The sequence below is a fragment of the Nannocystis sp. genome (assembly GCF_016714285.1).
In the GTDB taxonomy this organism is placed as follows: domain Bacteria; phylum Myxococcota_A; class Polyangia; order Nannocystales; family Nannocystaceae; genus Nannocystis.
On sequence record NZ_JADJNN010000013.1, the window covers coordinates 20,453 to 43,171 of the forward strand.

Below are 22,719 nucleotides of genomic sequence, written 5' to 3' on the forward strand. Positions count from 1 at the left end.
ACGTCCCCGGTTACATGGGGACGAAGCGCCGCCGCGAGCACCCCCGCCTGCTTGACCTTGCCCGACTGACGTCCCCGGTTACGTGGGGACGAAGCGCCGCCGCGAGCACCCCCGCCTACTTGACCTTGCCGGACTGCCCCTTGCCCGACCAGGTGAACTCGTAGGGGATCTTCTTGCACTTGCCCGCGAGCTGCTTGGCGATGTCCGGCGGCGCCTTGGGGATCTTGAGCATCTGCAGGGCATTCTTGATCGCGTCCTGCAGCTGCTTGTCGGCCGAGCCGCCCTTCGCCCGTACATCGTCGATCGAGCCATCCGCACAGATCACCAGCTGGAACTTGAAGTCGGCCGGCGAGCCCTGGCCAGCGTACGCGCCGACCTTCATGCCGTTCAGCGCGCCCATCACCGCCGTGGCCCACGGGTCGCCGTCCTTCGCCATGTCGGACCAGCCGTTGGCGTCGCCGAAGGGGTTGCCCGGCGGGTCCTTGACCGTCGGGATGTCCTTGTACGGCGTGTTGGAGTCGCGGTTCTTGTCAGACTCCTTGGCGTTCTTCTTGTTCGGGTCCGGCTTCTCCGTCGCCTTGATGTTCTCCTTGGGCTTGTCGTTCTTCTTCGGCTCCGGGTTCGGCACGGCCTTCTCGTCGGTGGTGACCTTGGCCTCCGTCTTGACCTCCGCCGCGACCGTCTCCTCGATGATGATCTTCTCGGGGATGTCCTCCGGGTCGAGCTTCTCGCCCTTGCGCATCAGCTCGCCGGGCATGAACTCCATCTGGAGCTCCTCGTCCTCCGGCGCCGCCGCGCTGGCCTCCAGCTTCGGTCCGAACAGCGCGAAGGCCACGACCGCGCCGATGAACGAGGCCGAGCCCACCACCCCGCCGACGAACGCGGTCGGGTTGCGGAACAGATCGCCGAACTCGCGCCCGATCGAGACGAAGGGCGAGAGCAGCGCGGGCGTGGTGCGAACCTTGATCGGGTCGGACATGGCTAGTGATTCTCCCCGGGCCCCGAACGCGGGCCACCCAGCTCCGGCTTACACGCTCAGGTCTTCTTCTTCTCGCCGCGCGGGTCGGTGAGAAAGCCGACCTTGGACACCCCGGCCGTGCGCAGCGCGACCAGCACGTCGACCACGCGGTCGAAGGCCAAATTCTCGTCGCCCTGGATGAACACCATCCCGGCCTCCTTGAGCTTGGCGTTGCTGCCGAGCTCCGCGCCGAGGGTGTTCGGGTCGCTCGACAGGCCGACGGTGCCGAGGAACACGCCGCCCTTGGCGTCGATCGAGATCGTCGACAGCAGGAACTGCTCCTCCGCCACCGGGCTGCCGACCGCCTTGGGGATGCTGATCTGCATCGGCGCCTCCGGAGCCATCAGCGGCGTCGACACCATGAAGATGACGAGCAGACACAACATCACGTCGACCAGCGGCGTGACGTTGATGCCGGCGACCGGACCGTCGCCGTGGAACCCGTCTTCGAGGAGGCCCGACATCTTAGAAGAAGTGCCGCTTGAGGATGTTGAGGTAGTCGCTGCCGAAGGTCGTCATCTCGGAGCCCAGCACCTTCACGCGCCGGTTGAAGTAGTTGTAGGCCACGACGGCCGGGATGGCCGCCGCCAGGGCGATCGCGGTGGCGATCAGCGCCTCGCCGATCGGTCCGGCGACCGTCGCCAGGTCGGCCTTGCCCTCCTCCGAGATCTTGGCGAAGGCCGTCATGATGCCCCACACCGTGCCGAACAGCCCGACGAAGGGCGCCGCCGAGCCGACGGTGGCGAGGAACGGCAGCAGGTTCTCGAGCTTGGTCGTCTCGCTGACCTTGGCCCGCGCCAGCGCCCGCTCGATGTTCTCCATGCCGTCCATCTTCTCGTGCATCGCCCCGGTCTCGGGCGTCTGCCCCTTCTTGACCTTGGACAGCTCGATGTAACCGGCCCGGAACATCGCCGCGAGCGGGCTGTACTTGAGCGCCTCGGCCTGGCGGAAGATCTCGTCGAGGCGCTTGCTCTCCCAGAACTTGTCGAGGAAGGTGATCGACTGCGACTGCGCCTGGCTGATCGCCACCAGCTTGTAGAAGATCACGAACAGCGACAGCACCGACGACGCCGTCAGGATGTACGCGACCACCAACACGGCGCCACTGCCACCGAACATCAGGTGGAGAACATCGATCTCGGCGAGCAATGACAGGGAAGAGGGCAGCAGCACGTCGGCAGGCTACACGGCCCGCCAGCCCCCCGTCAAACCCGCGCCGGCCACCACCTCGCCGCTTGGGCCACCGCTCGGACCACCGCTCGGGCCGCCACACCTCGGACCACCGCTCGGGCCAACACAATGGGCCAACGCCTGGGCCACCCACCACCCGGGCCGCCGCCGGCCTGATATCCTCGCCCCGTGGCGACCTCGCGCCCCTGGCTCGCTTTCACCCGCGCCCTGCCGACCGCGGCGGCGCTGTGCCTGCTCGCCGCCTGCGAGCACACCCGCGGTGAGGTCGAGATCAACTGGACCATCGTCGATCGCTCGGGCACCCAGGTATTCCCCTCCGGCGAACTCGCCGACCTCTGCGAGTTCACCGGCCTGCTCGCCGACGGTGACACGGCGCCCACCCCCTACGCCCTCGCCGTCCAGATGCGCCTGTGCGAGCCCGACTGCCCCGCCGGCTGCGACGACCCCAGCTGCCAGCTCGAGCGCATCACCTACGCCTGCGACGCCGCCCGCGGCTTCTCCAGCGTCGACGCCCGCACCGAGGTCCCCTACGACTTCCACGTCGACCTCGTCGCCAGCCCCGACAGCGGCGCCTGCGGCTGCACCCTCAGCCCCCCCTGCGCCCTCGTCCCCGGCCCCCGCACCCGCACCGTCGAGCCCGGCCTCGTCACCGACCTGCAGGTCTACCTGCTGGTCCTCGGCCTCGACAACATCGCCGCCGCCAGCACCAGCGGCCGCACCCGCCTCGACCTCGCCACATGCTGCACCCCGGACCCGAGCTGCGCCTGAGTCCTTATTTTCTCCTGGCCCTCGGGACCTGTCTGTTCGGCCAGGTCGCGTGCATCCTGCCGCGCGACCCCGCCACCGGCATCGAGCTGCGCTGGCGCTTGCCTGAGGCCAACCTCGCCGACGCCCCCGCCGTGGCCGCCGGCGACCGCCTGCGCACCTGCAGCGGCGCCCGCGTCGCCCGCGTACGCGCCGAGCTGCAAGACCACGACGCCCCCGAGCGCCGGCGCAGCTTCGACTACGACTGCGACGCCGGCGACGCCTCACCCGCGGACCGCGTCCGCGAGCCCGCCGCGATCTTCATCGACCTCCGCCCGGGCAACTACGACCTCGACCTCCGCTGGCACGACGACGCCGGCCACGAGCTCGGCCAGCTGCAGGAGACCGTCCAGGTCGAGCCCGACACCCTCGTCCCCCTCGACCTCGCGCTCGTGAGCCCGCTCCTCCCGTGGACCCTCGATCTGCGCGGCACCGCCGCCTGCAGCGAGCTCAGCCTGGAGATCTTCTACGACGACCCCACCCTCGACCTCCACGAGCTCCCCGAGACCGCCGACGGCCGCTATCGCAGCGAGCTCGTCAGCGACGCTGGTCTGCGCCTCACCGATCCGCCGATCGCCTGCGCCGAGCTCGTCGACGGCCCCCAGCGCTTCCGCGACCTCGACCGCGGCGCCTACCGCCTCCGCCTCAACGTCGACGGCCAGGACTGTGAGCTCGGCTTCCTCGTCGACGCCGCCGCGCCGCCCCTCTCCGTCGATCTTGCCAAGCCCGGCTGCGCCGGCTAGACACGCACGGATGCCGCGCCTCCACCTCGCCTCCGTCGCCGCGCTCGCGCTCGCCACGGCTTGCGCCGAGGACCCGAGCTTCGTGCTGCGCTGGCAAGTCGGCCGCGACGCCGCCGACGCCGAACACGACCTGCTCTCCGTGCGCCAGTGCAGCGAGCTCGGCATCAGCCACATCCGCATCATCACCGCCACCCAGGGCACCGACGACGTCGTCGACACCCGCGAGTACCCCTGCTTCCCGGACGAGTTCGCCGAGCCCATGGGCGCCGTCGGCGGACCCGAGGTCGGCCCCGGCGACTACGACGTCACGCTCATCGCCCTCACCCGCCGCCACGTCGAGCGCCCGTACCCCAGCAAGCAGCGCGTCACCGTCCACGACACCGGCGAGGGCCAGCTCGTCACCAGCCACCGCCTCGTCAGCGTCGGCGAGTGCGACGACGGCATCGACAACGACCGCGACGGCGGCGTCGACCTCGGCGACCTCGCCTGCCGTCAGGGCCAGCCGCGCGAGAGCCTCGACAACAACGCCACGATCTTCACCTTCCAGGCCACCCTGCTCGGCGACAACCCTGCGGCCACCTGCGCCGGCCTCGGCGTCAGCCAGCTGCGCGTCACCCTCGACGGCGACACCGCCGGCGCCCAGAACATCCCCTGCACCACCCTGCTGCAGTCCTTCAGCGCCTACCTGCCCGCGGGCGAGCACAGCTGGTCGGTCGCCGGCCTCGACAGCAAGGGCACGGCCGTCACCAGCGAGATCACCGGCGCCGACGCCAAGTTCACCGTCAGCGAGCTCGGCTACGCCTTCGTCGAGATCGCCGTCGACCTCGACCTCGCCAGCTTCCTCGCCCCCTTCAACGCGCCCCTGCGCTTCTCCGCCGAGTACCAGCCCTACCCGGACGCCCCGCTCAACCGCCCCTGCGAACCAGAGCTCGGCGTCCTCCTGCTCGGCGCCACCGTCGTCACCCTGCTCGACGAGTCGGGCCAGTCGGTCGCGACCGTCACCCTCGTCGACGCGCCGATGGGCGCCGACGCCGACTTCCCGATCGACGGCCTCTGCGTCGACTTCGACCGCCCGCGCAACACCAGCCCCTTGACGTGGAGCGACACGCCCGGCCAGCGCGACTACACCCTGCAGATCGAGACCTGGGCCGCCGGCGACGACCCGATGATCGCCGAGCCCTGCTTCTCCAACGCCGCCGCGCCGGCCCGCCTCGCGCCCGGCATCAGCCCCTCGATCATCGTCCCGCGCACCCGCAGCGACGACAGCTGCGCCGACTGCAGCAGCAACAAGGATTGCAGCGTGTGCGAGGACGGCGTGTGCAAGAGCTAGAGGTCCAGAGGCTCCGATGACCGACACCCCCGACAAGCCCGACGAGACCGACGAGCGAGCCGACGACAAGACCCCGTCCCGCCGCAAGCGACGCGGCACCGGCCCGATCTCCACCGAGGAGGCCCGCCTCCTCGCCACCGCCAGACCGGTCAAGGCCGTCGCCCCCGCCAAGGGACCCACCCCGGCCACGCCCCGCTTCGGCCGCTACGAGCGCCCCGACTTCGAACGCGTCGAGACCATGCTCGCCGCCTTCGCCAACCGTCGCCTCGGCCCGCTCGTGAACCTCGTCGCCAAGGGCTACTACGGCGCCGCCACCGACGAGGAGAAGCAGAACCCCGGCATCCGCACCGCCTTCTACAGCTTCTTCCTCTACGGCTACCGCGACCCCAAGGGCATCCGCCCCGTCGACCTCTTCGCCGAGTCTGGCCTCCCGCTCGAGGGCCGCCAGCGCGCCGCCCTCGACGCCTGCCTGCAGGCCCGCCTGGTCGTGATGAGCATCGACGACGTGCACGTCGGCAAGCACCGCATGCGCGGCCGCGACCTCCTGCGTGACGAGCCCGTCACCGCCTTCGACCGCAACGCCTCCACGCTGATCAAGCCGGGCGAACGTCTGATGTGCTGGCAGATCCCCTGGGGCACCTCATGGCAGCCGATCGGCTACGCCGTGCAGGTCGAGCAGCACAAGGCCATCGCCCTCGAGCGCAGCATCGAGACCCTGTGCAACGGCCTCCGCGCCGTCCGCCGCGAGCTCCCCGAGCAACACGCCGCCAACCTCTGGTGGCTCGTCCACCGCGTCGCCAACATGTGAGCGGGACAGGCGACCTGGCCCAAAGACCAGGTCGCTCCCACTCAGCGCCGACGCCGACGCAGCCCGAGCAGCCCGAGCCCGGCCAGCCCGAGGCCCAGCGCCCCGCCACTGCCATCACTACCGTCGCTGCGACAACCGCAGCCGCCCTCGCCCTCCTGCCCGCTCGAGTCCGAGCCGCTGCTCCCGGCGTCGCTGTTCGTGCCGCCGCCCTCGGTGGGCACGCTCTCCGTGTCGCCGGGCGTGTGCGGCCAGCCGTGCGCCAGGTTCCACTCGACCCGCTTCGTCTCGATCGCCACGCTGTTGTTCACGATCGTCATCGGCGCACCCTTGATCGCCACCGTCTGGACCTCCTCGGCCCACCACTCCTCGCCCGGGATCGCCGGCCACGGCCCGCCCCCCGGGATGTAGAAGTCGCGCCCGTCCGGCAGCGTCACCACGCTGTCGCTGTTGCACAGTCTGTAGTTCTTCGCCGTCCGCAGCGCCTCCACGTCCCCGAGGCTAGAATTCACGTGGAAGATCGGGTCCTCCATCATCTCGCTCGGCGAGATCGTCGTGTACATCCGGGTCAGGTACGGCCAGGTCTGGATCAGCTGCTCACCGTGGATGCCCGGCTCGATCACCCGCTCCAGCAGTGCCGCCGCGAAGCCGTTGCCCATGTCCCACTTCACGAGGTCGATGTCCGCCGCGTAGGTGCCCAGGTCCGCGTAGAACTCCGCCGGCTCGACCCCGTTCGGCGGCGGCAAGAACTCGAGCAGCATCCCGTACACCACCGGGTGGTTCCATGCGCAGTCGAAGTTCGCGAAGCAAGCCCCCAGGCCCTGCGCGTTCAGTGTGCTCACCGCCTGCACCGGGTCGAGCCCGATGAAGTCGCTCTCGTCCCAGCTCGGGCTGTACACCGCAGCCGTGTTCACCACGCTGCTCTTGCCCGCGAACTCCGTCACGAACGCCCGGCCGTCCGCCATGAACGCGTCCACTGCGTTCGTGATCACCTCCTTGTAGTTGGTCCCCCGGCTCAGCCAATTGATCTTCAGCGGGTTCACCAGCACGTGCCGATAGTTCGTCGGCGCTGCCCGCCCCTCCGCCAGCACGAACACCCGGATGTCCATGTTCTCCACCGCCGCGATCCGCGTCAGCCGCAGCGGGAAGCAGGTCTCGTTCGACGGATACCGCAACGTGATCGGGTGCACGTCCGCCACCGTCGCGCTCGTCCGCAGCTTCAGCGCCGCGATCACGTTCCCCTCCGCCAGGTACTGCATCAGGATCGGCTCCGCCTTCGCGTCCCACAGGTACCCGTTGTCCTCCAGCCACATCTTGATCGGCCCGACCTCCTTGTCCGCCAGCACCGCCACCTGAAACGCCCCCACCCCCTGCTCCAGCAGCACGGTCGGCCCGTCGCCGGTTGTCCCTCCTCCACTATCCCCCCCACCTTCGGTATCACTGGGGGACGCAGTGGTCGTGGGGGCATCAGTGCTGGTCTGAGGCCCGCCGCAGTCCTCGGAGGTCGTCGTGAGGTCGTACTGCGGCACCGACGCCGCCCGGATCGCGTCGAACAGCGGCTGCGACCCCACCGAAAACTCCGGCACCGCCGTCAGCGGCACCAGCCAACCGAAGTTCTCCGCGTTCGTGTTCGGGTCGATCGAGATCTGGATGTGCACCTCGCTCTCGGTGTCACCGATCACGAAGATCACGTTCTCACCCGTCTGGTCCACCGGCATCGGCCCGGGGATCCCACCGTCACAAAACGTCCCGCCGCACGCCTCGGCCCTGCTCGGCGTCATCGCCACACACGCCGCCGACAGCACCGCCAGCCCGCTCACCGCACGCATCCACACCCGATTCGTTCGTCGCATCATAAGATCTCCACAATCGTGCCTCAGGGTCCCACACCCCCGATCGCCTGAACAGCACCGATCGTCGGCCCGCCTCGAACTCCAGGAACGACGCTGTCGTCGATTAAAACGACCTGGCCCATGGGCCAGGTCATCCAGCACGCCGGCTACCTGGCCCCTCTCAGCGCCGACGCCGACGCAGCCCCATCAACCCGAGCCCGGCCAGACCGAGACCCAGCGCCCCGCCCGTGCCGTCGCTGCGACAACCGCAGCCGCCCTCGCCCTCCTGCCCGCTGGACTCCGAGCCGCTGCTCCCGGTGTCGCTGTTCGTGCCGCCGCCCTCCGTGGGCACGCTCTCCGTCTCACCGGGCGTGTGCGGCCAGCCGTGCGCCAGGTTCCACTCGACCCGCTTCGTCTCGATCGCCACGCTGTTGTTCACGATCGTCATCGGCGCACCCTTGATCGCCACCGTCTGGACCTCCTCGGCCCACCACTCCTCGCCCGGGATCGCCGGCCACGGCCCGCCCCCCGGGATGTAGAAGTCGCGCCCGTCCGGCAGGGTCACCACGCTGTCGTTGTTGCACAGGATGTAGTTCTTGGCCGTCCGCAGCGCCTCCACGTCCGCCAGGCCCGCGTTCACGTGGAAGATCGGGTCCTCCATCATCTCGCTCGGCGAGATCGTCGTGTACATCCGCGTCAGGTACGGCCAGGTCTGGATCAGCTGCTCGCCGTGGATGCCCGGCTCGATCACCCGCTCCAGCAACGCCGCCGCGAAGCCGTTGCCCATGTCCCACTTCACGAGGTCGATGTCGGCCGAGTACGTGCTCAGGTTCGTATAGAAGTCCACCGGATCGACCCCGTTCGGCGGCGGCAGGAACTCGAGCAGCATCCCGTACACCAGCGGATGGTTCCACGCGCAGTCGAAGCTGTCATAGCAGGCCCCCAGGGTCTGCGCGTTCAACACGGTCACCGCCTGCACCGGGTCGAGCCCGATGAAGTCGTTCTCGTCCCAGCTCGGGTTGTAGATCCCCCCGGTGCTCACCACGCTGCTCTTGCCCGCGAACTCCGTCACGAACGCCCGACCGTCGGCCATGAAGGCATCCACCGCGTTGGTGATCACCTCCTTGTAGTTGGTCGCCCGGTTCAGCCAGTCGATCTTCAGCGGGTTCACCAGCACGTGCCGATAATTCGTCGGCGCCGCCCGCCCGTCCGCCAGCACGAACACCCGGATGTCCATGTCCTCCACCGCCGCGATCCGCGTCAGCCGCAGCGGGAAGCAGGTCTCGTTCGACGGATACCGCAACGTGATCGGGTGCACGTCCGCCACCGTCGCGCTCGTCCGCAGCTTCAGCGCCGCGATCACGTTCCCCTCCGCCAGGTACTGCATCAGGATCGGCTCCGCCTTCGCGTCCCACAGGTAGCCGTTGTCCTCCAGCCACGTCTTGATCGGCCCCACCTCGGTGTCCTGCAGCACCGCCACCTGAAACGCGCCCACCGCCTCCTCCAGCAGCACCGTCGGGCCGTGTCGCCGCTCTCGGCCCCACTCGTGCCGGCGCCCGACGGGTCGCTGGCGCTGGCGCTGTCGCTGTTGCTGCCCCCGTCCGAGGTGCCGAACCCGCCGCCGCAGTCCTCGACCGTCGTCGTGATGTCATAGAGCGGCACCGACGCCGCCCGGATCGCATCGAACAACGGCTGCGAACCCACCGAGAATTCCGGCACCGCCGTCAGCGGAACCAGCCAACCAAAGTTCTCCGCGTTCGTCTCCGGGTCGATCGAGATCTGGATGTGCACCTCGCTCTCGGTGTCACCGATCACGAAGATCACGTTCTCACCGGTCTGGTCCACCGGCATCGGCCCGGGGATCCCACCGTCGCAGAAGGTCCCGCCGCACGCCTCCGCCGCGTTCGGCGTCATCGCCATACACGCCGCCGACAGCACCGCAAGCCCACTCACCGCACGCATCCACTGATTGCTCGATCGTCGCATCGTAATCTCTCCGGTAATCAAAGAAGCGCACCACAGTCCCACAGCCCGGGCCATCTGACCAGGACCTGCGCTTCGCAAGTCCTGCGGCCACGAGCGCTCGCGTCCGCCGCCGGTCCGCCGCCAGCAGGCCGCCGGCCTACTGGCGGCCGCCAGTAGGCTCGCGGCGCTCAGGCTCTCAGGAGCGAAAGCTGTAGGCCCGGTGCGCGTGGACGCGAAACACGCCCCGGGCCCGCAGCTGCAGCGGCCCAGCCGCGTCGATAGAAATCGACGGAACAGCGTTCGATTGACTCTCGGGCTGCTTCGGCGGGACCACGTCGAGGTGGAAGCGCACCGTCGGCGACGGGTCGATGCGGCGCAAATACTCCAGCGAGAACTCGCGGGCCTCGTCCTCATCGCAGGCCAGCACCGTGAGTCCAGTCGTGTAGCCGTCCGAATTCTCGGGCCAGTACTCGGGCCGCTCGCCGGCCTCGGCGCGGGCCACCACCGTGAAGATCGTGACCTGCGGCGAGCGCCCGTGGTCGGCCTCGTTGAGGCTGTCGAGGATGTGCGGCGTGATCCACTCGCGTTGGCCCGCGATGCGGGCCACGTCGCGGGCCTCGGCCTGCCGCCCCGTCTGCCACAGCGCCTCGAACACCTCCTCGACCACCAGGCTGCAATAGCCCGCGTTGGCCGCGTCGCCCGCGTAGCGCCGCTCGAGCAGGTCCAGCGCGCCGTACAGCAGGCTCAGCGCCTCGTCGAGGTCGCAGTCGACCGCGCTCAGGCGCCACCCGCCGAGCACCGCCAGCGTCAGCGCGTTCTCCGGATCGAGCCGCCGCGCCTGCTCGAGCGCCCCCTGGGCCTGCTCGTGCTTGCCCACGCGGTACAGCGTGATCGCCTTGTTGTACTGCGCCCCCGCGTGCTCCGGCTCGACGCTCAAGGCGAAGTTGAAGCGCTCGATCGCCTCCTCGAAGCGCTCGAGGTCCGACAGGCAGATGCCGTGCTCGACCAGGATCTCGACGTGGATCGGGTCGTACCCGAGGTACGCGTCGTAGACCTGCTCCGCCTCATCGAGCCGCCCCTGCCGCCGCAGCATCGCCCCCAGCGCCGAGGTCGCCTCGAACATCGCCCCGCCGCCCCGGTCCGCCTCGTTCGCGTGGCGGTAGCAGACCTCGGCCTCGGGCTCGCGGCCCAGGCGCTCGAGCACCGCCCCGAGGTTGTAGTGCTGCAGCGCCCCGCCGGCCTCGACGTCGATCGCCATCTCAAAGGCCGCTCGCGCCTGCTCGAGGTCGCCGAACAGGTCGTGCACGTTGCCCAGCGCGATGAGAATGTCGATCTCCCGCGGGAACTCGCTCGCGGCCCGCTTGGCCAGCGTCAGCGCGTTGTCCAGCTCGTCGGTCTCACACAGCCCGCGGATCCACATGCAGTACATGCGGACCAGGTCGTCCGGCGGCAGCTCCGGCTCCCACGAGCTGCGCAGCAGTCGGACCGCCGAGTCGGCGGCTCCCTGGTCGAGGAGCGTGGCGATCGCATCGAGCGGCAGGGAGGACATGACGACGGCGGGGAAGCCTTTTTTGCACGGCCAGGGCGGGCTGGCAATGTCTCGCAGAAGCCAGTCCCTGGGGCCAGACGGGCCCGCGTGTGCGCCCTCATCCGGACTCTCGCCGCTCCCGAGCACACAGGCCCTGTGCGCAGGCGCGACGCTGGCGGCGTCGCCCCGCCAGGCGCACCAGCACGCGGCCCAGCGCGACACCGGTGGCCCTAGCCCTGGCCTTGCGTGACTCGCTGGAGATCGACCGGTGTTGGCTCGCGCGGCTCACCAGACGCACCACCGCGAGCCCTCGGGTTCGCCCCGCGCCCGAGCTCGTGACTCCACCACCGCAGCCCAGATCCTCGCAGCAGCAGCGCGCCTGTGCGGACGTTCAGACCGAGCGTCTCCGGGCACCGCAGCCGCGCCCCGCAACGGCGGCTGCCAGATCTCGCCGCCGCCACGAATTCACGATGGACCGCGACGCCCCGCCAACTCGCCGAGCCGGTCGCGCACGATGCCGAGGAACAGCCCCATCCCCGTCGGGATCAGGTCGTCGTCGAAGTCGAAGTCCGGGTGGTGACACACCGGCGTGTCCTCGCCGGCCCGCTGCGCCCCGACGAAGAAGTACGCCGATGGCACCGCCTGCGCGAAGTAAGCGAAGTCCTCGCCGCCCGCGCACGGCAGGTCCTGCTCGCTCACCCGCGCCGCGCCGAGCTGCGCCGCCGCCACCCGGGCCACCGCCGCCGCACAGCGAGGATCGTTGAGCAGCACCGGATACCCTTCATCGACCTCGAGCTCGATCTTCACGCCGAAGGTCGCCGCCGTCCCGTCCACCTCGTGCAGCCGCGCCATCACCCGCTCGCTCACCGCCGGGTCGAAGGTCCGCACCGTCCCCCGCAGCCGCGCCGTCTCGGCGATCACGTTGTGCGTCGTCCCGGCCGTGAACTGCGTGATCGACAGCACCGCACCGCCCTGATACCCGAGCCCGCGCGCCACCACCGTCTGCAGCGCCGCGACCAGGTGCGCCCCCGCGACGATCGGGTCGCGACACAGCTGCGGTTGACTCGCGTGCCCGCCCTTCCCCGTGATCGTCAGCGTCAGCTCGTGCACCTGCGCCAACATCGCCCCGCTGCGCACGTGGACCTGTCCTTTGGGGAAGCCTGGCCAATTGTGCAGGCCGTATAGCTCGGCCACCCCGTCGAGCGCACCCTCGGCCAGCATCACCTTCGCCCCGCCGCCACGCACGCCCTCCTCAGCCGGCTGAAACAGCAGACGCACGTTGCCCGGCACCGCCTCGCGATGACGCGCCAGCAGCTCCGCGACCCCGAGCAAGATCGCCGTGTGCCCGTCGTGCCCGCACTTGTGCGCCTTGCCGGCGTGGATCGACCGGTGCTCGATGTCCGTGGTCTCGTGCATCGGCAAGCAGTCGAGATCGGCCCGCAACGCGATCACCGGCCCCGGCGCCCCCGGCCGCAGATCCGCGACCAGCCCCGTCTCGGCGCACACCCGCGGCGCATAGCCGCGGTCCTCGAGCCACGCGCGGCACAGCGCCTGCGTCCGCGTCTCCTCGAAGCCGAGCTCCGGATGGCGGTGGATGTCCCGCCGCAGCTGGCGTAGCTGCGGCACCAGAGCCTCGATCTCGCCTCGCGGGTCGCTCCAACTCATGCCCGCACCGTAGACCATGTCCCCCGCCAGCGCGAGCGTGGCACACTCGCCCCATGACCAGCGGCCCCCTCCGTGGCCCCATCCACGGCCCCCTCCGCAGCAAGGCCCTCGTCCTCTACGACGGCACCCGCACCCCCCACCGCTCGTGTGGCATCGCCCTCGCCGAGACCTTCGACCGCCCCACCGCCGCCTATCAGAGCCTGCGCCGCGGCGGCATCACCGGCCGCGGCACCTGCGGGGCCGTCGTCGCCGGCCAGCTCCTCCTCGGCGAGTTCCTCGGCGACCCCGACCCCACCGGCAAGGTCACCCCCGACCTGCGCGCCGCCATGCTCGAGTACGACGCCCGCATCGCCGCCGAGCTCGCCCGCGGCCTGAGCCCCGACCTCGTCTGCAACAACCTCACCGCCCCCCACGGCGACTTCACCGGCCCCGCCCGCCACCACTTCTGCACCGCCCTCGTCGGCCAGGTCGCCGAGATCGTCGACGAGGTCCTGCGCGCCCACGGCATCGACCACCACGCGACCCCCGTGCAGCTCGCCGACGGCACCCGCTTCGACCCCGAGGCTGTCTCTTCAGACAGGTCGCTCCGGCCCTGAACTCGAGCCGAATACCCCCGGCGAACGGCGCCGCGGTACCCCAGACGAACGGCGCCGCGGTGCCGCGGTGCCCCAGGCGAACGGCACCGCGGTGCCCCAGGCGAGCGCCCGCGCTCCGCCGCCCCGCGGTTGCCAGGACGCGCCCCCCCGTGCCAACCTTGCCGCCATGCAGACTCAGCCCGCCGACGCGCCCGCAGCCCCGCCGCAGGCGCAGCCCCCCGCCGGCTCGACCCCGCAGCCCGTCACCGACGAAGTGCTCTACCAGGGCATCGCCAAGCACAGCGCCAACATCGGCGTGTACCTCATGTGGGTCGGCGTCTGCATCCTCGGCGGCCTGATCGGCTACGGCCTCCTGCAGATCCCCGCGCTGTCCGGCTACCCGCTGTGGGTCCTCAGCCTCATCGGCGTGCCGATGCTCCTGTGGAGCTACCTGGTCCACATCAAGTACCGCTACAAGGTCACGCGCCGCCGCGTCGAGACCGAGCGCGGCGTGCTGACCACCCGCCTCGACACCCTCGAGCTGTGGCGCGTGCTCGACGTCCGCTACGAGCGCAACCTCATCGACCAGATCTTCGACAACGCGAAGATCATCCTCGTCGGCACCGACCAGTCGGACCCGGAGCTCATCCTCTACGGCATGCCCGACCACCGCCAGCTCTTCGAGCGCCTGCGCGACGCGGTCCAACTCGCCCGCCACACCAACCGCCCGATGGAGCTCGCCCCCGGCACCCACGGCGCCCACGGTGATGGGATCGACGCCTTCACCGGCGGCGAGCACCACCACTGATCTCGGGCGCACTCGCGCGCCATCGCCGGACCCTCCTGCGCCCCGCGATCCGCGTATCATCGGCGGCGATGTCCCGCCCCGAGAACCCATCCGCCCTGCACATCCTCTGCTTCGTCTACCTCACCTTCAGCCACGTCACCGACGGCGAGCTGGCCCGTGAGGAGCTCGACACCATCAGCCGTGTGCTGCAAGGCTGGGTGCCCGACGCCCCCGCCGGCGCCATCCAGCGCGTCCTCCACGAGTCCGCCGCCTGGCTCAACAGCATCGCCGACGACGACGCCCGCCTCGCCCAGGCCGAGCAGTACGCCCACCTCATGCGCAAGGAGATGAGCGACAAGCAGCGCCAGGCCGTGCTCGTCAACCTCATCGAGCTCGCCCGCGCCGACGGCAAAATCACCGCGAAAGAGGAGGCGTTCATCACCCGCCTCACCGCCATCCTCGACGCAACCTGACTCGCCGCCAGGCGTCAACGCGAGGCCCGCCCACGCCCTCGCCTGCGACGGAGCGAGGTCCCCGAACGAAACCTCCGACACGTCGAGCCAGGGCCCACCCACGGCGACGCAGCGAGGTCCCCGAACGACGGGAAACCGGGGCCCACCCGTCCCCGACGAAGGCCCGACGCCAGGAGGGCCTGTCGAGTCATGTCATCGATGTCGTTCGTCTTGCCGACGAAAAGCCGACACAGCACCGTGAAGTGACGCCCGAGAGGCCGCTCACCCGCCAGCCTGGGGTCGTCGTCGTCGTCGAGCCGTTCCGGCGGCACGACCTGCCGATCGGACCTCGATCGGACCTACCTGGCCAAAAGGACAGCCCGTAACCACCGGGTCTACCCCTGCACAGGCCCTCAGATCGCCTGTCCGCGTTCGCGCAGCTCTCCACTCGCGGATTCGCAGGCTCACACGATGCCACGAAAATTTTCGTGATCCGTTGCCGGTCTCGAGACACTACCCGCAACAGCCTGAGGCATCTCCCCATCCTGAAAGGCCGCCCCATGATCGTCCACGCTCCCCTATCGCGGTCCGGATCCCCCTCCGAGACAACTGATCCGACCGGTCTGGCCGACCACGAAGCCGATACCCCCCGTGATGGCGACCCCTTCCGCCAGCTCTTCCACCGCCACGCCAATCACCTCAACAGCGCCCAGACCCATCACATGAAGGCTGGCCTGCGCACCCGCCTCTTCGCCGAGAAGAACGAGCTCTGAGGGCCACGGGGCAGGCGCCGCATCCCCACGGCTCCTGCCCCGCTCGCCCCTGGGCTCGCTCCAGCGTCAACTGCGCACCCCTCGCAGGAACCTGCGATCAACGCACCCGGGCCCGCGCCGCCGCGATCGCCTCCGTGAGCATCACATCATGCTGCGCTGGCTCGGCCCAGCGCCGCTGACCCTCCTCCGGCAACAGCTCGATCGGGTCAAAGTAGCAGTAGAACGCCTCTGGATTGACATTGGGGCTGCGATACACGCTGACCCCCGTCACCGGGTTGTAGTGCTCGAACGAGTGCACGTCCCGCTTGCCGCCTCCGCCCGGCGCGTCGACCACGAAGGTCGGCGTGTTGAAGCCCGCCGTCAGCCCGCGCACCTGCTTCTCGAGCTCGATCGCGGTGCCCACGGTGGTCCGCAGATCCTCGACCCCCTTGACCAGGTCGTGCACGTACACGTAGTAGGCGTGCACGTTCAGGTAGCTCATCCGCTTGATGAGCATGCGCATGGTCTCCGGATCGTCGTTGACGCCGCGCTGCAGCACCGACTGGTTGCGCACCGTCACCCCGGCCGAGAACAGCCGATCCATCGCCCGCTTGGTGATCTCGGTGAGCTCGGTCGGATGGTTGAAGTGCGTGTGCAACACGACCTCCTTGGCCATCGTCCGCCCGCGCTCGACGACGCCGACCAGCGCCGAGAACCACGCGTCGTCCGTGAGGATCTTCTGCGGCATGACGGCCGGACCCTTGGTCGCGAAGCGCATGCGCCGGACGTTCGGCATGTCGAGCAGGCGGTTGCCGATCAACGTGATGTGCTCCGCCCGCAGGTTGTACGAGTCGCCCCCGCTGATGACGATGTCCTCGAGCTCCGGCCGCGACGCGATGTACGCGAAGGCCCGCTCCCAGCGGTCCATCGTCGGGCTCATGTGCACCTTCTCCACCTGGTCCGTGTCGGTGCCGACCGCGTAGCTGCGCGTGCAGAACCGGCAGTACACCGGGCAGGTGTCGAGCGCGAGGAACAGCGCCTTGTCCGGGTAACGGTGCGTCAGCCCCGGCACCGGCGCGTCGGCCTGCTCATGCAACGAGTCCAGGTCGAGCTTGGGATGGTCGGGCCGCAGCAGCGAACCCAGCGTGATGAACTGCCGCCGCAGCGGATCTTCGTAGGGCCGCGACCAGTCGATCAAACTCAGCAGGTACGGCGAGACCCGCACGGCCATCGGCGCCCGATGAAATCCCTCGCGCGCGTCGCTGATGAAGCCCGGCGTCACCAGCTCCTGGACCACATCGAGCAGCTTGTCGGGCCGCGTGATCGTGTGCTTGCTCTGCCACTTGTGATCGAGGAAGGTCGCCTCGTCGACATCCCGATACGCCGGGATCTTCCGCCAGAAGTCCCCGCCCAGCAGCTGCCGGTGCACCAGCGTCGCCGGGTCGACCGGCGCCTTCCGCAAGTGATCGTCACGTCCGAGGATGTGCACCTTTTCCATGGCCGGATGATGCGGTCGAAACCCCGTCCGCAACAGCACAGGCGTGAACTTCACAGCAATCCCGACCCCGGCGCGCACGCGCGTGTTACCCCTCACGCCCCGGCCGGCCCCTCGCCGCGTCGCCCTGACGATCGGCACCCTCGTCCCGGCAGGCGCCGTCGCCCTGGGCCTCGTTGATCGCGCGTCGCCCACCTTCGTCGGCACCCTCGCCCGCCGCGCTACACTGCCCGCCCCGTGCCCCCGCAAGGCCCACCGCGCCGACCCGCGCCCGCCGACCCGCGCCCACCCGCACCGTCCGCGCCCGCCCTCACGCCCTGGCCCACCGCGCCCACCGAGCACCTGCGCGACGACCTCGCCCTCGCCCGCGCCCTCGCCGAGCTCGCCGCCCAGCACCCCGCCACCCTCGGCCTCGTCGTCCTGCTCGCCGCGCCCCACCCCGACCTGCCCCGCGAAGCCGCCCACGACCCCCGCAAGCTGCGCACCGAGCTGCTCGCCCTCGCCGGCGAGGGCCGCGTCTTCATCCTCCACCTCGCCTGCCTCGCCGACCTGCGCCCGCTCCAAGACCTCCTCACCGGCGCCGCCAGCACCCCCCCCTACGTCGTCTTCCACGACGCCCACTTCAGCCTCGCCGCCCTCGCCTCGCTCGGCATCAGCCCGCCCCGCTACGGCTGCACTCTCACCGCCGCCACCCTGCTCGCCGAGGGCGCCAGCCTCCGCCATGACGCCAGCGAGCTCGCAACCCTGGTCGCCGAGCAGCTCCATCACGGCCTCCCCGGCCAGGTCCAGCAGGGTCAGGTCAGCCCCGCGATCGCCCGCTATCCCGTCGCCGCCGCCGCCGCCGCCGCCCTGGTCCCGCTCCTGCGCGCCCTCACCCCCGCCCTCCGCGAGCGCGGCCTGTCCCGCGTCTACGAGCTCGAGTGCCGCCTCCTCCCCAGCGTCCTCGCCATGGAGGCCGCCGGCGTCGGCCTCGACGTCCCCGGCTTCCAGCGCATCGCCGCCAGCTGGCAGCACGAGAAGGACACCACCGCGCCCACCCCCGAGCGCCTCGCCCAGCTCGACAAATTGATCTCGAACTACACCCGCTGGCCCGTCGACTTCGTCGACGACGACGGCCGCATGCGCCCGCACCTGCACCCGCTCGCCACCGACTCCGGCCGCTTCGCCTGCACCCGCCCGAACCTCCAGCAAGTCCCCGCCGAGCACACCGCACCCGGCCTGCGCGCCTGCTTCATCCCGGCCCCCGGCAACCGCCTCATCATCGCCGACTACGCCCAGATCGAGCTCCGCGTCGCCGCCCAGCTCGCCCCCTGCTCCGCCATGCGTCAGGTCTTCCGCGACGGCCGCGACCCCCACCGCGCCACCGCGGCCACCCTCGCCGGCAAGCCCGAGTCCGCCATCTCGAGCCACGAGCGCAAGCTCGCCAAGGCCGTCAACTTCGGCTTCCTCTTCGGCATGGGCGCCCGTCGCTTCCAGGAGTACGCCCTCGGCAGCTACGGCCTCGAGCTCGACGCCCAGGCCGCCCAGGCCGCCCGCGACGCCTTCTTCGCCACCTTCCCCGGCATCGCCGCCTGGCACCGCCGGATCGGCGCGCTCGAGCACCGCAGCCAGCGCGAGGACATCACCGTCCACACCGCCCTCGGCCGGCGCAAGCGCTTCCCCGCCGGCCACTTCAGCTTCAACGCCGCGCTCAACATCCCCGTCCAGGGCACCGCCGCCGAGGGCTTCAAGCGGGCCATGATCGACCTCCACGTCGCCCTCGCCGCGATCGGCGGCCGCGGCGTCCTGTGTGTCCACGACGAGTACCTCGCCGAGGTCCCCGAGGCCGCCGCCGAGGCCGCCCGCGAGCTGGTTCAGCGCACCATGGAGGCCGCGATGGCCACCGTCGTGCCCGACGTCCCGATCGTCGCCGAGGCCCTGATCGCCAGCAGCTGGTCCGACAAGTGAAACCTCACGGCTGATCGCTGTGCTCCAAGCGTCGACTCGGCCCTCCGAGCGCAGATCCTCGATCCCGGGAGCCTTACAACCATGCAGCCCCTCCTCACCACCCGCCGCGGCTTCGTCCGCGGCACGGCCACTGGCGCCGTCCTGCTCGGCGCCTCCGGTCTGACGGGTTGCCGTCGCACCGCCGCCCCCGGAATTCCGATGATCCCAGGCGAACACTCCTCCCTCTCCGATCACCTCGGCTTCTTCTCGGTCGACGAGCCCACCATCGCCCGCGTGATGGCCGAGCTCACCGCCCGCGGCGCCGACGCGGCCGACCTCTACTTCCAGCACAGCCGCGACAACAGCATCACCATGGAGGACGGCATCATCAGCCGCGCCTCCTCCTCGGTCGACCAGGGCGTCGGCCTCCGCGTCGTCGTCGGCGACCAGACCGGCTACGCCTTCACCGAGGACCTCTCGCTCGCCGCCATGCTCGCCGCGGCCCGCACCGCCGCCAGCATCGCCCACGGCGGCAAGGTCGTCCCGCCCGTCGCCTACAGCCACGGCCAGGCCGCCAGCTACTACCCGCTCACCCAGCCGTGGGCCGAGGTCGGCGTCACCCAGAAGCTCCCGCGCATCGCCAGGCTCAACGCCCTCGCCCGCGCGGCCGACCCCGCCGTCGAGAAGGTCACCGTCAGCTGGGCCGACGGCGAGGAGGCCGTCCTGATCGTCGACATGCACGGCAAGATCCACACCGACCTGCGGCCGATGACCCGCCTGTGGTGCATGGTCACCGCCAAGAAGAACGGCGTCACCCAGGCCAACTCGGCCAACCTCGCCGCCCGCCAGGGCTTCGACTGGTACACCGACGAGCGCCTCCAGTTCGTCGCCGCCGAGGCCGTCAAGCGCACCATGATCCTGTTCGAGGCCAAGCGTCCGCCCGCCGGCGAGCTGCCCGTCGTCCTGGCCGCCGGCGCCTCCGGCATCCTCCTGCACGAGGCCATCGGCCACGGCATGGAGGCCGACTTCAACCGCAAGGGCACCAGCATCTACGCCAGCATGATCGGCAAAAAAGTCGCCCCCGACTTCGTCACCATCGTCGACGACGCCACCCAGCCCGGCGAACGCGGCGCCCTCAACATCGACGACGAGGGCAACCCCACCGAAAAGACCATCCTCGTCGACCACGGCGTCATGGCCTCCTACCTGCACGACAGCATCAGCGCCCGCCACTACAAGCACCGCGGCACCGGCTCGGGCCGGCGCGAGTCATTCCGCCACGCCCCCCTGCCGCGCATGCGCAGCACATACATGGAGAACGGCCCGCACACCCGCGACGAGATCATCGCCTCGGTCAAGAAGGGCATCATCGCCGAGACCTTCACCAACGGTCAGGTCCAGATCGGCGCCGGCGACTTCACCTTCTACATCAAGAACGGCTGGCTCATCGAGGACGGCAAGATCACCGCCCCGATCAAGGACATCAACATCATCGGCAACGGCCCCGAGGCGCTGCGCAACGTCACCATGGTCGCCAACGACACCAAGCTCGACTTCGGCGGCTGGACCTGCGGCAAGGACGGCCAGTCCGTCCCCGTCTCGCAGGGCATGCCCACCACCCTCGTCTCCAAGATGACCGTCGGAGGCGAAAATGTCTGAGCTCCTCCACAGCGCCACCGCAGCCGTCGAGATGGCCCGCAAGGCCGGTGCCCAGGACGCCTGGGCCTCGCTCTCGCGCGACCGATCGGTCAGCTACACCTTCCGCGACGGCAAGATCGAGAAGGTCGAGGAGAGCACCTCCCGCGGCCTCGGCATCAGCCTCTACGTCGACGACCGCTACTCCACCCACAGCACCACCGACCTCCGCCCCGACCGCCTCCAGGCCTTCATCGCCGAGGCCGTCGCCCTCACCCGCGCCCTCCAGCCCGACCCCCACCGCAAGATCCCCGACCCCGCCCTCTTCAAGGATCGCCCCACCACCGACCTCGAGCGCAACGACCCCGCCGTCGCCCGCATCACCCGCGAGCAACGCGAGGCCTGGTGCGCCGAGATGGACACCCGCGCCCACGCCGACAAGCGCGTCATCTCGGCCGAGAGCAGCCTGTTCAGCGGCGAGTCGCAGGGCGCCTCCGCCAGCTCCAACGGCTTCTCTGGCACCTGGGACGGCGCCTACGTCGGCTACTCCGCCAACGTCACCGTGCGCGAGGGCGAGGACAAGCGCCCCGAGGGCTCCGCCTCCGCCGTCGGTCGCTTCCTCGCCGGCCTGCCCGAGCCCGGCAAGATCGCCGACAAGGCCCTCGGCCGCGCCCTCGAGCGCCTCGGCAGCAAGAAGGGCCCGACCCTGCGCGCCACCATGGTCGTCGACCCCGAGGCCGCCGTCTCGCTGATCTCCCGCGCCCTCGGCCCCGCCAGCGCCGCCGCGATCCAGCAGGGCCGCTCGTACTGGGCCGGCAAGCTCGGCCAGCCGCTGTTCGGCGACAAGCTCACGATCACCGACGATCCGCTGATCCCCCGCGGCCTCGCCTCGCGCCACTTCGACGGCGAGGGAATCTCCGCCAAACGCATGCCCGTGCTCGAGCGCGGCGTCGTCAAGAACCTCTACGTCGACACCTACTACGGCCGCAAGCTCGGCATGGCCCCGACCACCGGCTCCGCCTCCAACCGCGTCGTCGCCCTCGGCGAGCACGACCTCGCCGCCCTGCTCGCCCAGGCCGGCAGCGGCATCTACGTCACCTCCTGGCTCGGCGGCAACTCCGACAGCACCACCGGCGACTTCTCGCTCGGCCTACGCGGCCACCTCATCGAGAACGGCAAGATCGGCGCGCCGATCGGCGAGATGAACGTCACCGGCAACCTGCCCGCGCTCTACCGCAGCCTGAGCGCCGTCGGCAACGACCCCTACCCGTACTCCAGCCTGCGCGCCCCGACCCTGGTGTTCTCCGACGTCCAGTTCAGCGGCGCCTGACCCGAGGGACAGGTCCAAAAACAACGAGGGCCTGACCGCAAACGCGGCCAGGCCCTGCTTCGTGCCCCGAGGGGCCGCGACGACGCCTACTTCTTCAGGCTCTTGCAGAAGTTGAGCGCGTTGGTCTGCTGCGCCTCCTGCGACGCGGTCGTCTCGCACCAGATCGACTTGCCGTCGATCTCGCGGCGGACGTTGACGAAGTAGTTCTTGCCCATGCCGCCCTCGTTGTCGAAGGTGATGGCCCAGCCGTCGGCCAGCTTCTCCTCCTTGAGGTTCTTCGGCGTGTACATGTCCGCCTCCTTCTTGGCGTCCTCGACCGTCTTCGGGCGCGAGTCCGAGGCGATCTGGGCCGTGACCACCAGGCCGGGGCCCTGGATCATGTGACCGTCGCCCTTGGGGATCATCTCGCCGACGGTGGCATCGGGGACGGCGTCGGCCTTGAGCCCCAGCTTCGGCAGGTCGAGCGGGCCGGCCGCCTTGGCGGCGTCCGCCGCCTTGGCGTCGCCCGCCTTCGCGTCGGTCTTCTTGGCGTCGCCCTTGGTCGCGCCACCGCAAGCAGCGAGGGTCAGCATCAGGGGGAGAGCGAGGAGAATCTTCATGTGGGTTCCTTCGTGGTCGCGCGCGATCGTGTGCGCGGCGCGTGCGTGCTTGGTGAGTGAGAGTGCGCGAACGCGCCAGTGCGCGAAGCCGGGCGAGGATCCACGCTCGCCGCCCCCCCGTCAAGACCGTATCCGCCCCACAAGCCCCTCGGGGTCAACCGAACGCCCGCGCCCCCGGAGCCGTTTGGGCGACCACGGGGGCGCGGACGTTGTCACTTCGGGACCGCCTGGCTTCCCCAGACAGCGCTGCAAACCAACGATAACGCGGACCTACCTACGCTCTATCC

At 70.2% G+C, this 22,719-nt stretch carries 22 protein-coding genes; 13 read left to right on the forward strand and 9 right to left on the reverse strand.

Going from position 1 to position 22,719, the window contains the following annotated elements:
• Window positions 1-115 precede the first annotated feature (115 nt).
• Genes IPJ59_RS22215 through IPJ59_RS22225 form a run of 3 tightly spaced genes read right to left on the reverse strand, consistent with a single transcriptional unit; the run spans window position 116 to window position 2,191 of the window.
• On the reverse strand, window positions 116-979 hold the full coding sequence (locus tag IPJ59_RS22215; RefSeq protein ID WP_293273208.1) for a hypothetical protein: 864 nt from the start codon (window positions 977-979) through the stop codon (window positions 116-118).
• Window positions 980-1,035: 56 nt separating this feature from the next.
• Window positions 1,036-1,482 (reverse strand): ExbD/TolR family protein, encoded by a 447-nt coding sequence (locus tag IPJ59_RS22220; protein ID WP_293273209.1) that lies wholly within the window; start codon window positions 1,480-1,482, stop codon window positions 1,036-1,038.
• Window position 1,483: 1 nt separating this feature from the next.
• Entirely contained in the window at window positions 1,484-2,191 is a 708-nt protein-coding gene (locus IPJ59_RS22225; RefSeq protein ID WP_293247981.1) for a MotA/TolQ/ExbB proton channel family protein, read from the reverse strand.
• A gap of 186 nt (window positions 2,192-2,377) precedes the next feature.
• Here IPJ59_RS22225 and IPJ59_RS22230 point away from each other — a divergent pair, with 186 nt between their 5' ends.
• The 4 genes from IPJ59_RS22230 to IPJ59_RS22245 are packed head-to-tail and all read left to right on the forward strand — an operon-like array spanning window position 2,378 to window position 5,894.
• On the forward strand, window positions 2,378-2,977 hold the full coding sequence (locus tag IPJ59_RS22230; RefSeq protein ID WP_293273210.1) for a hypothetical protein: 600 nt from the start codon (window positions 2,378-2,380) through the stop codon (window positions 2,975-2,977).
• Window positions 2,947-3,756, forward strand: a complete 810-nt coding sequence (locus IPJ59_RS22235; RefSeq protein WP_293273211.1) for a hypothetical protein — start codon at window positions 2,947-2,949, stop codon at window positions 3,754-3,756. The genes IPJ59_RS22230 and IPJ59_RS22235 overlap by 31 nt, the downstream gene beginning before the upstream one ends.
• A gap of 10 nt (window positions 3,757-3,766) precedes the next feature.
• Window positions 3,767-5,086 carry a hypothetical protein gene (locus IPJ59_RS22240; protein WP_293273212.1) on the forward strand — a complete coding sequence of 440 codons (1,320 nt, stop codon included), beginning with the start codon at window positions 3,767-3,769 and terminating at the stop codon, window positions 5,084-5,086.
• Window positions 5,087-5,102: 16 nt separating this feature from the next.
• On the forward strand, window positions 5,103-5,894 hold the full coding sequence (locus tag IPJ59_RS22245; protein WP_293247971.1) for a hypothetical protein: 792 nt from the start codon (window positions 5,103-5,105) through the stop codon (window positions 5,892-5,894).
• 41 nt (window positions 5,895-5,935) lie between these two features.
• On the opposite strand, the gene IPJ59_RS22250 is transcribed toward IPJ59_RS22245, so the two are convergent.
• Together IPJ59_RS22250 and IPJ59_RS22255 are read right to left on the reverse strand one after the other, a co-directional pair.
• Complete coding sequence (locus IPJ59_RS22250) at window positions 5,936-7,744, reverse strand: DUF2330 domain-containing protein (RefSeq protein WP_293273213.1); 1,809 nt, start codon at window positions 7,742-7,744, stop codon at window positions 5,936-5,938.
• A 160-nt stretch (window positions 7,745-7,904) separates the two neighbouring features.
• Window positions 7,905-9,218 carry a DUF2330 domain-containing protein gene (locus IPJ59_RS22255; protein ID WP_293273214.1) on the reverse strand — a complete coding sequence of 438 codons (1,314 nt, stop codon included), beginning with the start codon at window positions 9,216-9,218 and terminating at the stop codon, window positions 7,905-7,907.
• A gap of 27 nt (window positions 9,219-9,245) precedes the next feature.
• Between IPJ59_RS22255 and IPJ59_RS22260 the strand changes: the two genes are divergently transcribed.
• Both IPJ59_RS22260 and IPJ59_RS22265 read left to right on the forward strand, forming a co-directional pair.
• A complete protein-coding gene (locus IPJ59_RS22260) occupies window positions 9,246-9,377 on the forward strand; it encodes a hypothetical protein (protein WP_293273215.1) in 132 nt (43 codons plus the stop codon).
• A gap of 147 nt (window positions 9,378-9,524) precedes the next feature.
• Window positions 9,525-9,692 (forward strand): hypothetical protein, encoded by a 168-nt coding sequence (locus IPJ59_RS22265; protein WP_293273216.1) that lies wholly within the window; start codon window positions 9,525-9,527, stop codon window positions 9,690-9,692.
• A 192-nt stretch (window positions 9,693-9,884) separates the two neighbouring features.
• Here the strand turns inward: IPJ59_RS22265 and IPJ59_RS22270 are convergent, their stop codons facing one another.
• On the reverse strand, window positions 9,885-11,237 hold the full coding sequence (locus IPJ59_RS22270) for a tetratricopeptide repeat protein (protein ID WP_293273217.1): 1,353 nt from the start codon (window positions 11,235-11,237) through the stop codon (window positions 9,885-9,887).
• A gap of 444 nt (window positions 11,238-11,681) precedes the next feature.
• Window positions 11,682-12,881 (reverse strand): M20 metallopeptidase family protein, encoded by a 1,200-nt coding sequence (locus IPJ59_RS22275; protein ID WP_293273218.1) that lies wholly within the window; start codon window positions 12,879-12,881, stop codon window positions 11,682-11,684.
• Window positions 12,882-12,934: 53 nt separating this feature from the next.
• Between IPJ59_RS22275 and IPJ59_RS22280 the strand changes: the two genes are divergently transcribed.
• The 4 genes from IPJ59_RS22280 to IPJ59_RS22295 all read left to right on the forward strand — a co-directional run bounded on the left by IPJ59_RS22280 (window position 12,935) and on the right by IPJ59_RS22295 (window position 15,468).
• Window positions 12,935-13,477 (forward strand): C-GCAxxG-C-C family protein, encoded by a 543-nt coding sequence (locus IPJ59_RS22280; protein WP_293247960.1) that lies wholly within the window; start codon window positions 12,935-12,937, stop codon window positions 13,475-13,477.
• A gap of 166 nt (window positions 13,478-13,643) precedes the next feature.
• Window positions 13,644-14,264, forward strand: a complete 621-nt coding sequence (locus IPJ59_RS22285; protein ID WP_293247958.1) for a PH domain-containing protein — start codon at window positions 13,644-13,646, stop codon at window positions 14,262-14,264.
• A 68-nt stretch (window positions 14,265-14,332) separates the two neighbouring features.
• Window positions 14,333-14,716 (forward strand): TerB family tellurite resistance protein, encoded by a 384-nt coding sequence (locus IPJ59_RS22290; RefSeq protein ID WP_293247956.1) that lies wholly within the window; start codon window positions 14,333-14,335, stop codon window positions 14,714-14,716.
• A gap of 539 nt (window positions 14,717-15,255) precedes the next feature.
• Window positions 15,256-15,468, forward strand: coding sequence for a hypothetical protein (locus IPJ59_RS22295; RefSeq protein ID WP_293247954.1), 213 nt, complete (start codon window positions 15,256-15,258; stop codon window positions 15,466-15,468).
• A 97-nt stretch (window positions 15,469-15,565) separates the two neighbouring features.
• On the opposite strand, the gene IPJ59_RS22300 is transcribed toward IPJ59_RS22295, so the two are convergent.
• Window positions 15,566-16,945 carry a KamA family radical SAM protein gene (locus IPJ59_RS22300; RefSeq protein ID WP_293273219.1) on the reverse strand — a complete coding sequence of 460 codons (1,380 nt, stop codon included), beginning with the start codon at window positions 16,943-16,945 and terminating at the stop codon, window positions 15,566-15,568.
• A 234-nt stretch (window positions 16,946-17,179) separates the two neighbouring features.
• On the opposite strand from IPJ59_RS22300, the gene IPJ59_RS22305 reads away from it, so the two are divergent.
• From IPJ59_RS22305 to IPJ59_RS22315, 3 genes are all read left to right on the forward strand, one after another.
• On the forward strand, window positions 17,180-18,889 hold the full coding sequence (locus IPJ59_RS22305; RefSeq protein ID WP_293247950.1) for a DNA polymerase: 1,710 nt from the start codon (window positions 17,180-17,182) through the stop codon (window positions 18,887-18,889).
• An 81-nt stretch (window positions 18,890-18,970) separates the two neighbouring features.
• Window positions 18,971-20,527 (forward strand): TldD/PmbA family protein, encoded by a 1,557-nt coding sequence (locus IPJ59_RS22310; RefSeq protein WP_293273220.1) that lies wholly within the window; start codon window positions 18,971-18,973, stop codon window positions 20,525-20,527.
• On the forward strand, window positions 20,520-21,833 hold the full coding sequence (locus tag IPJ59_RS22315; RefSeq protein ID WP_293273221.1) for a TldD/PmbA family protein: 1,314 nt from the start codon (window positions 20,520-20,522) through the stop codon (window positions 21,831-21,833). Before IPJ59_RS22310 ends, IPJ59_RS22315 begins: the two co-directional genes overlap by 8 nt.
• Before the next feature lie 86 nt (window positions 21,834-21,919).
• On the opposite strand, the gene IPJ59_RS22320 is transcribed toward IPJ59_RS22315, so the two are convergent.
• On the reverse strand, window positions 21,920-22,432 hold the full coding sequence (locus IPJ59_RS22320; RefSeq protein WP_293247943.1) for a hypothetical protein: 513 nt from the start codon (window positions 22,430-22,432) through the stop codon (window positions 21,920-21,922).
• Between the last annotated feature and the right edge of the window lie 287 nt (window positions 22,433-22,719).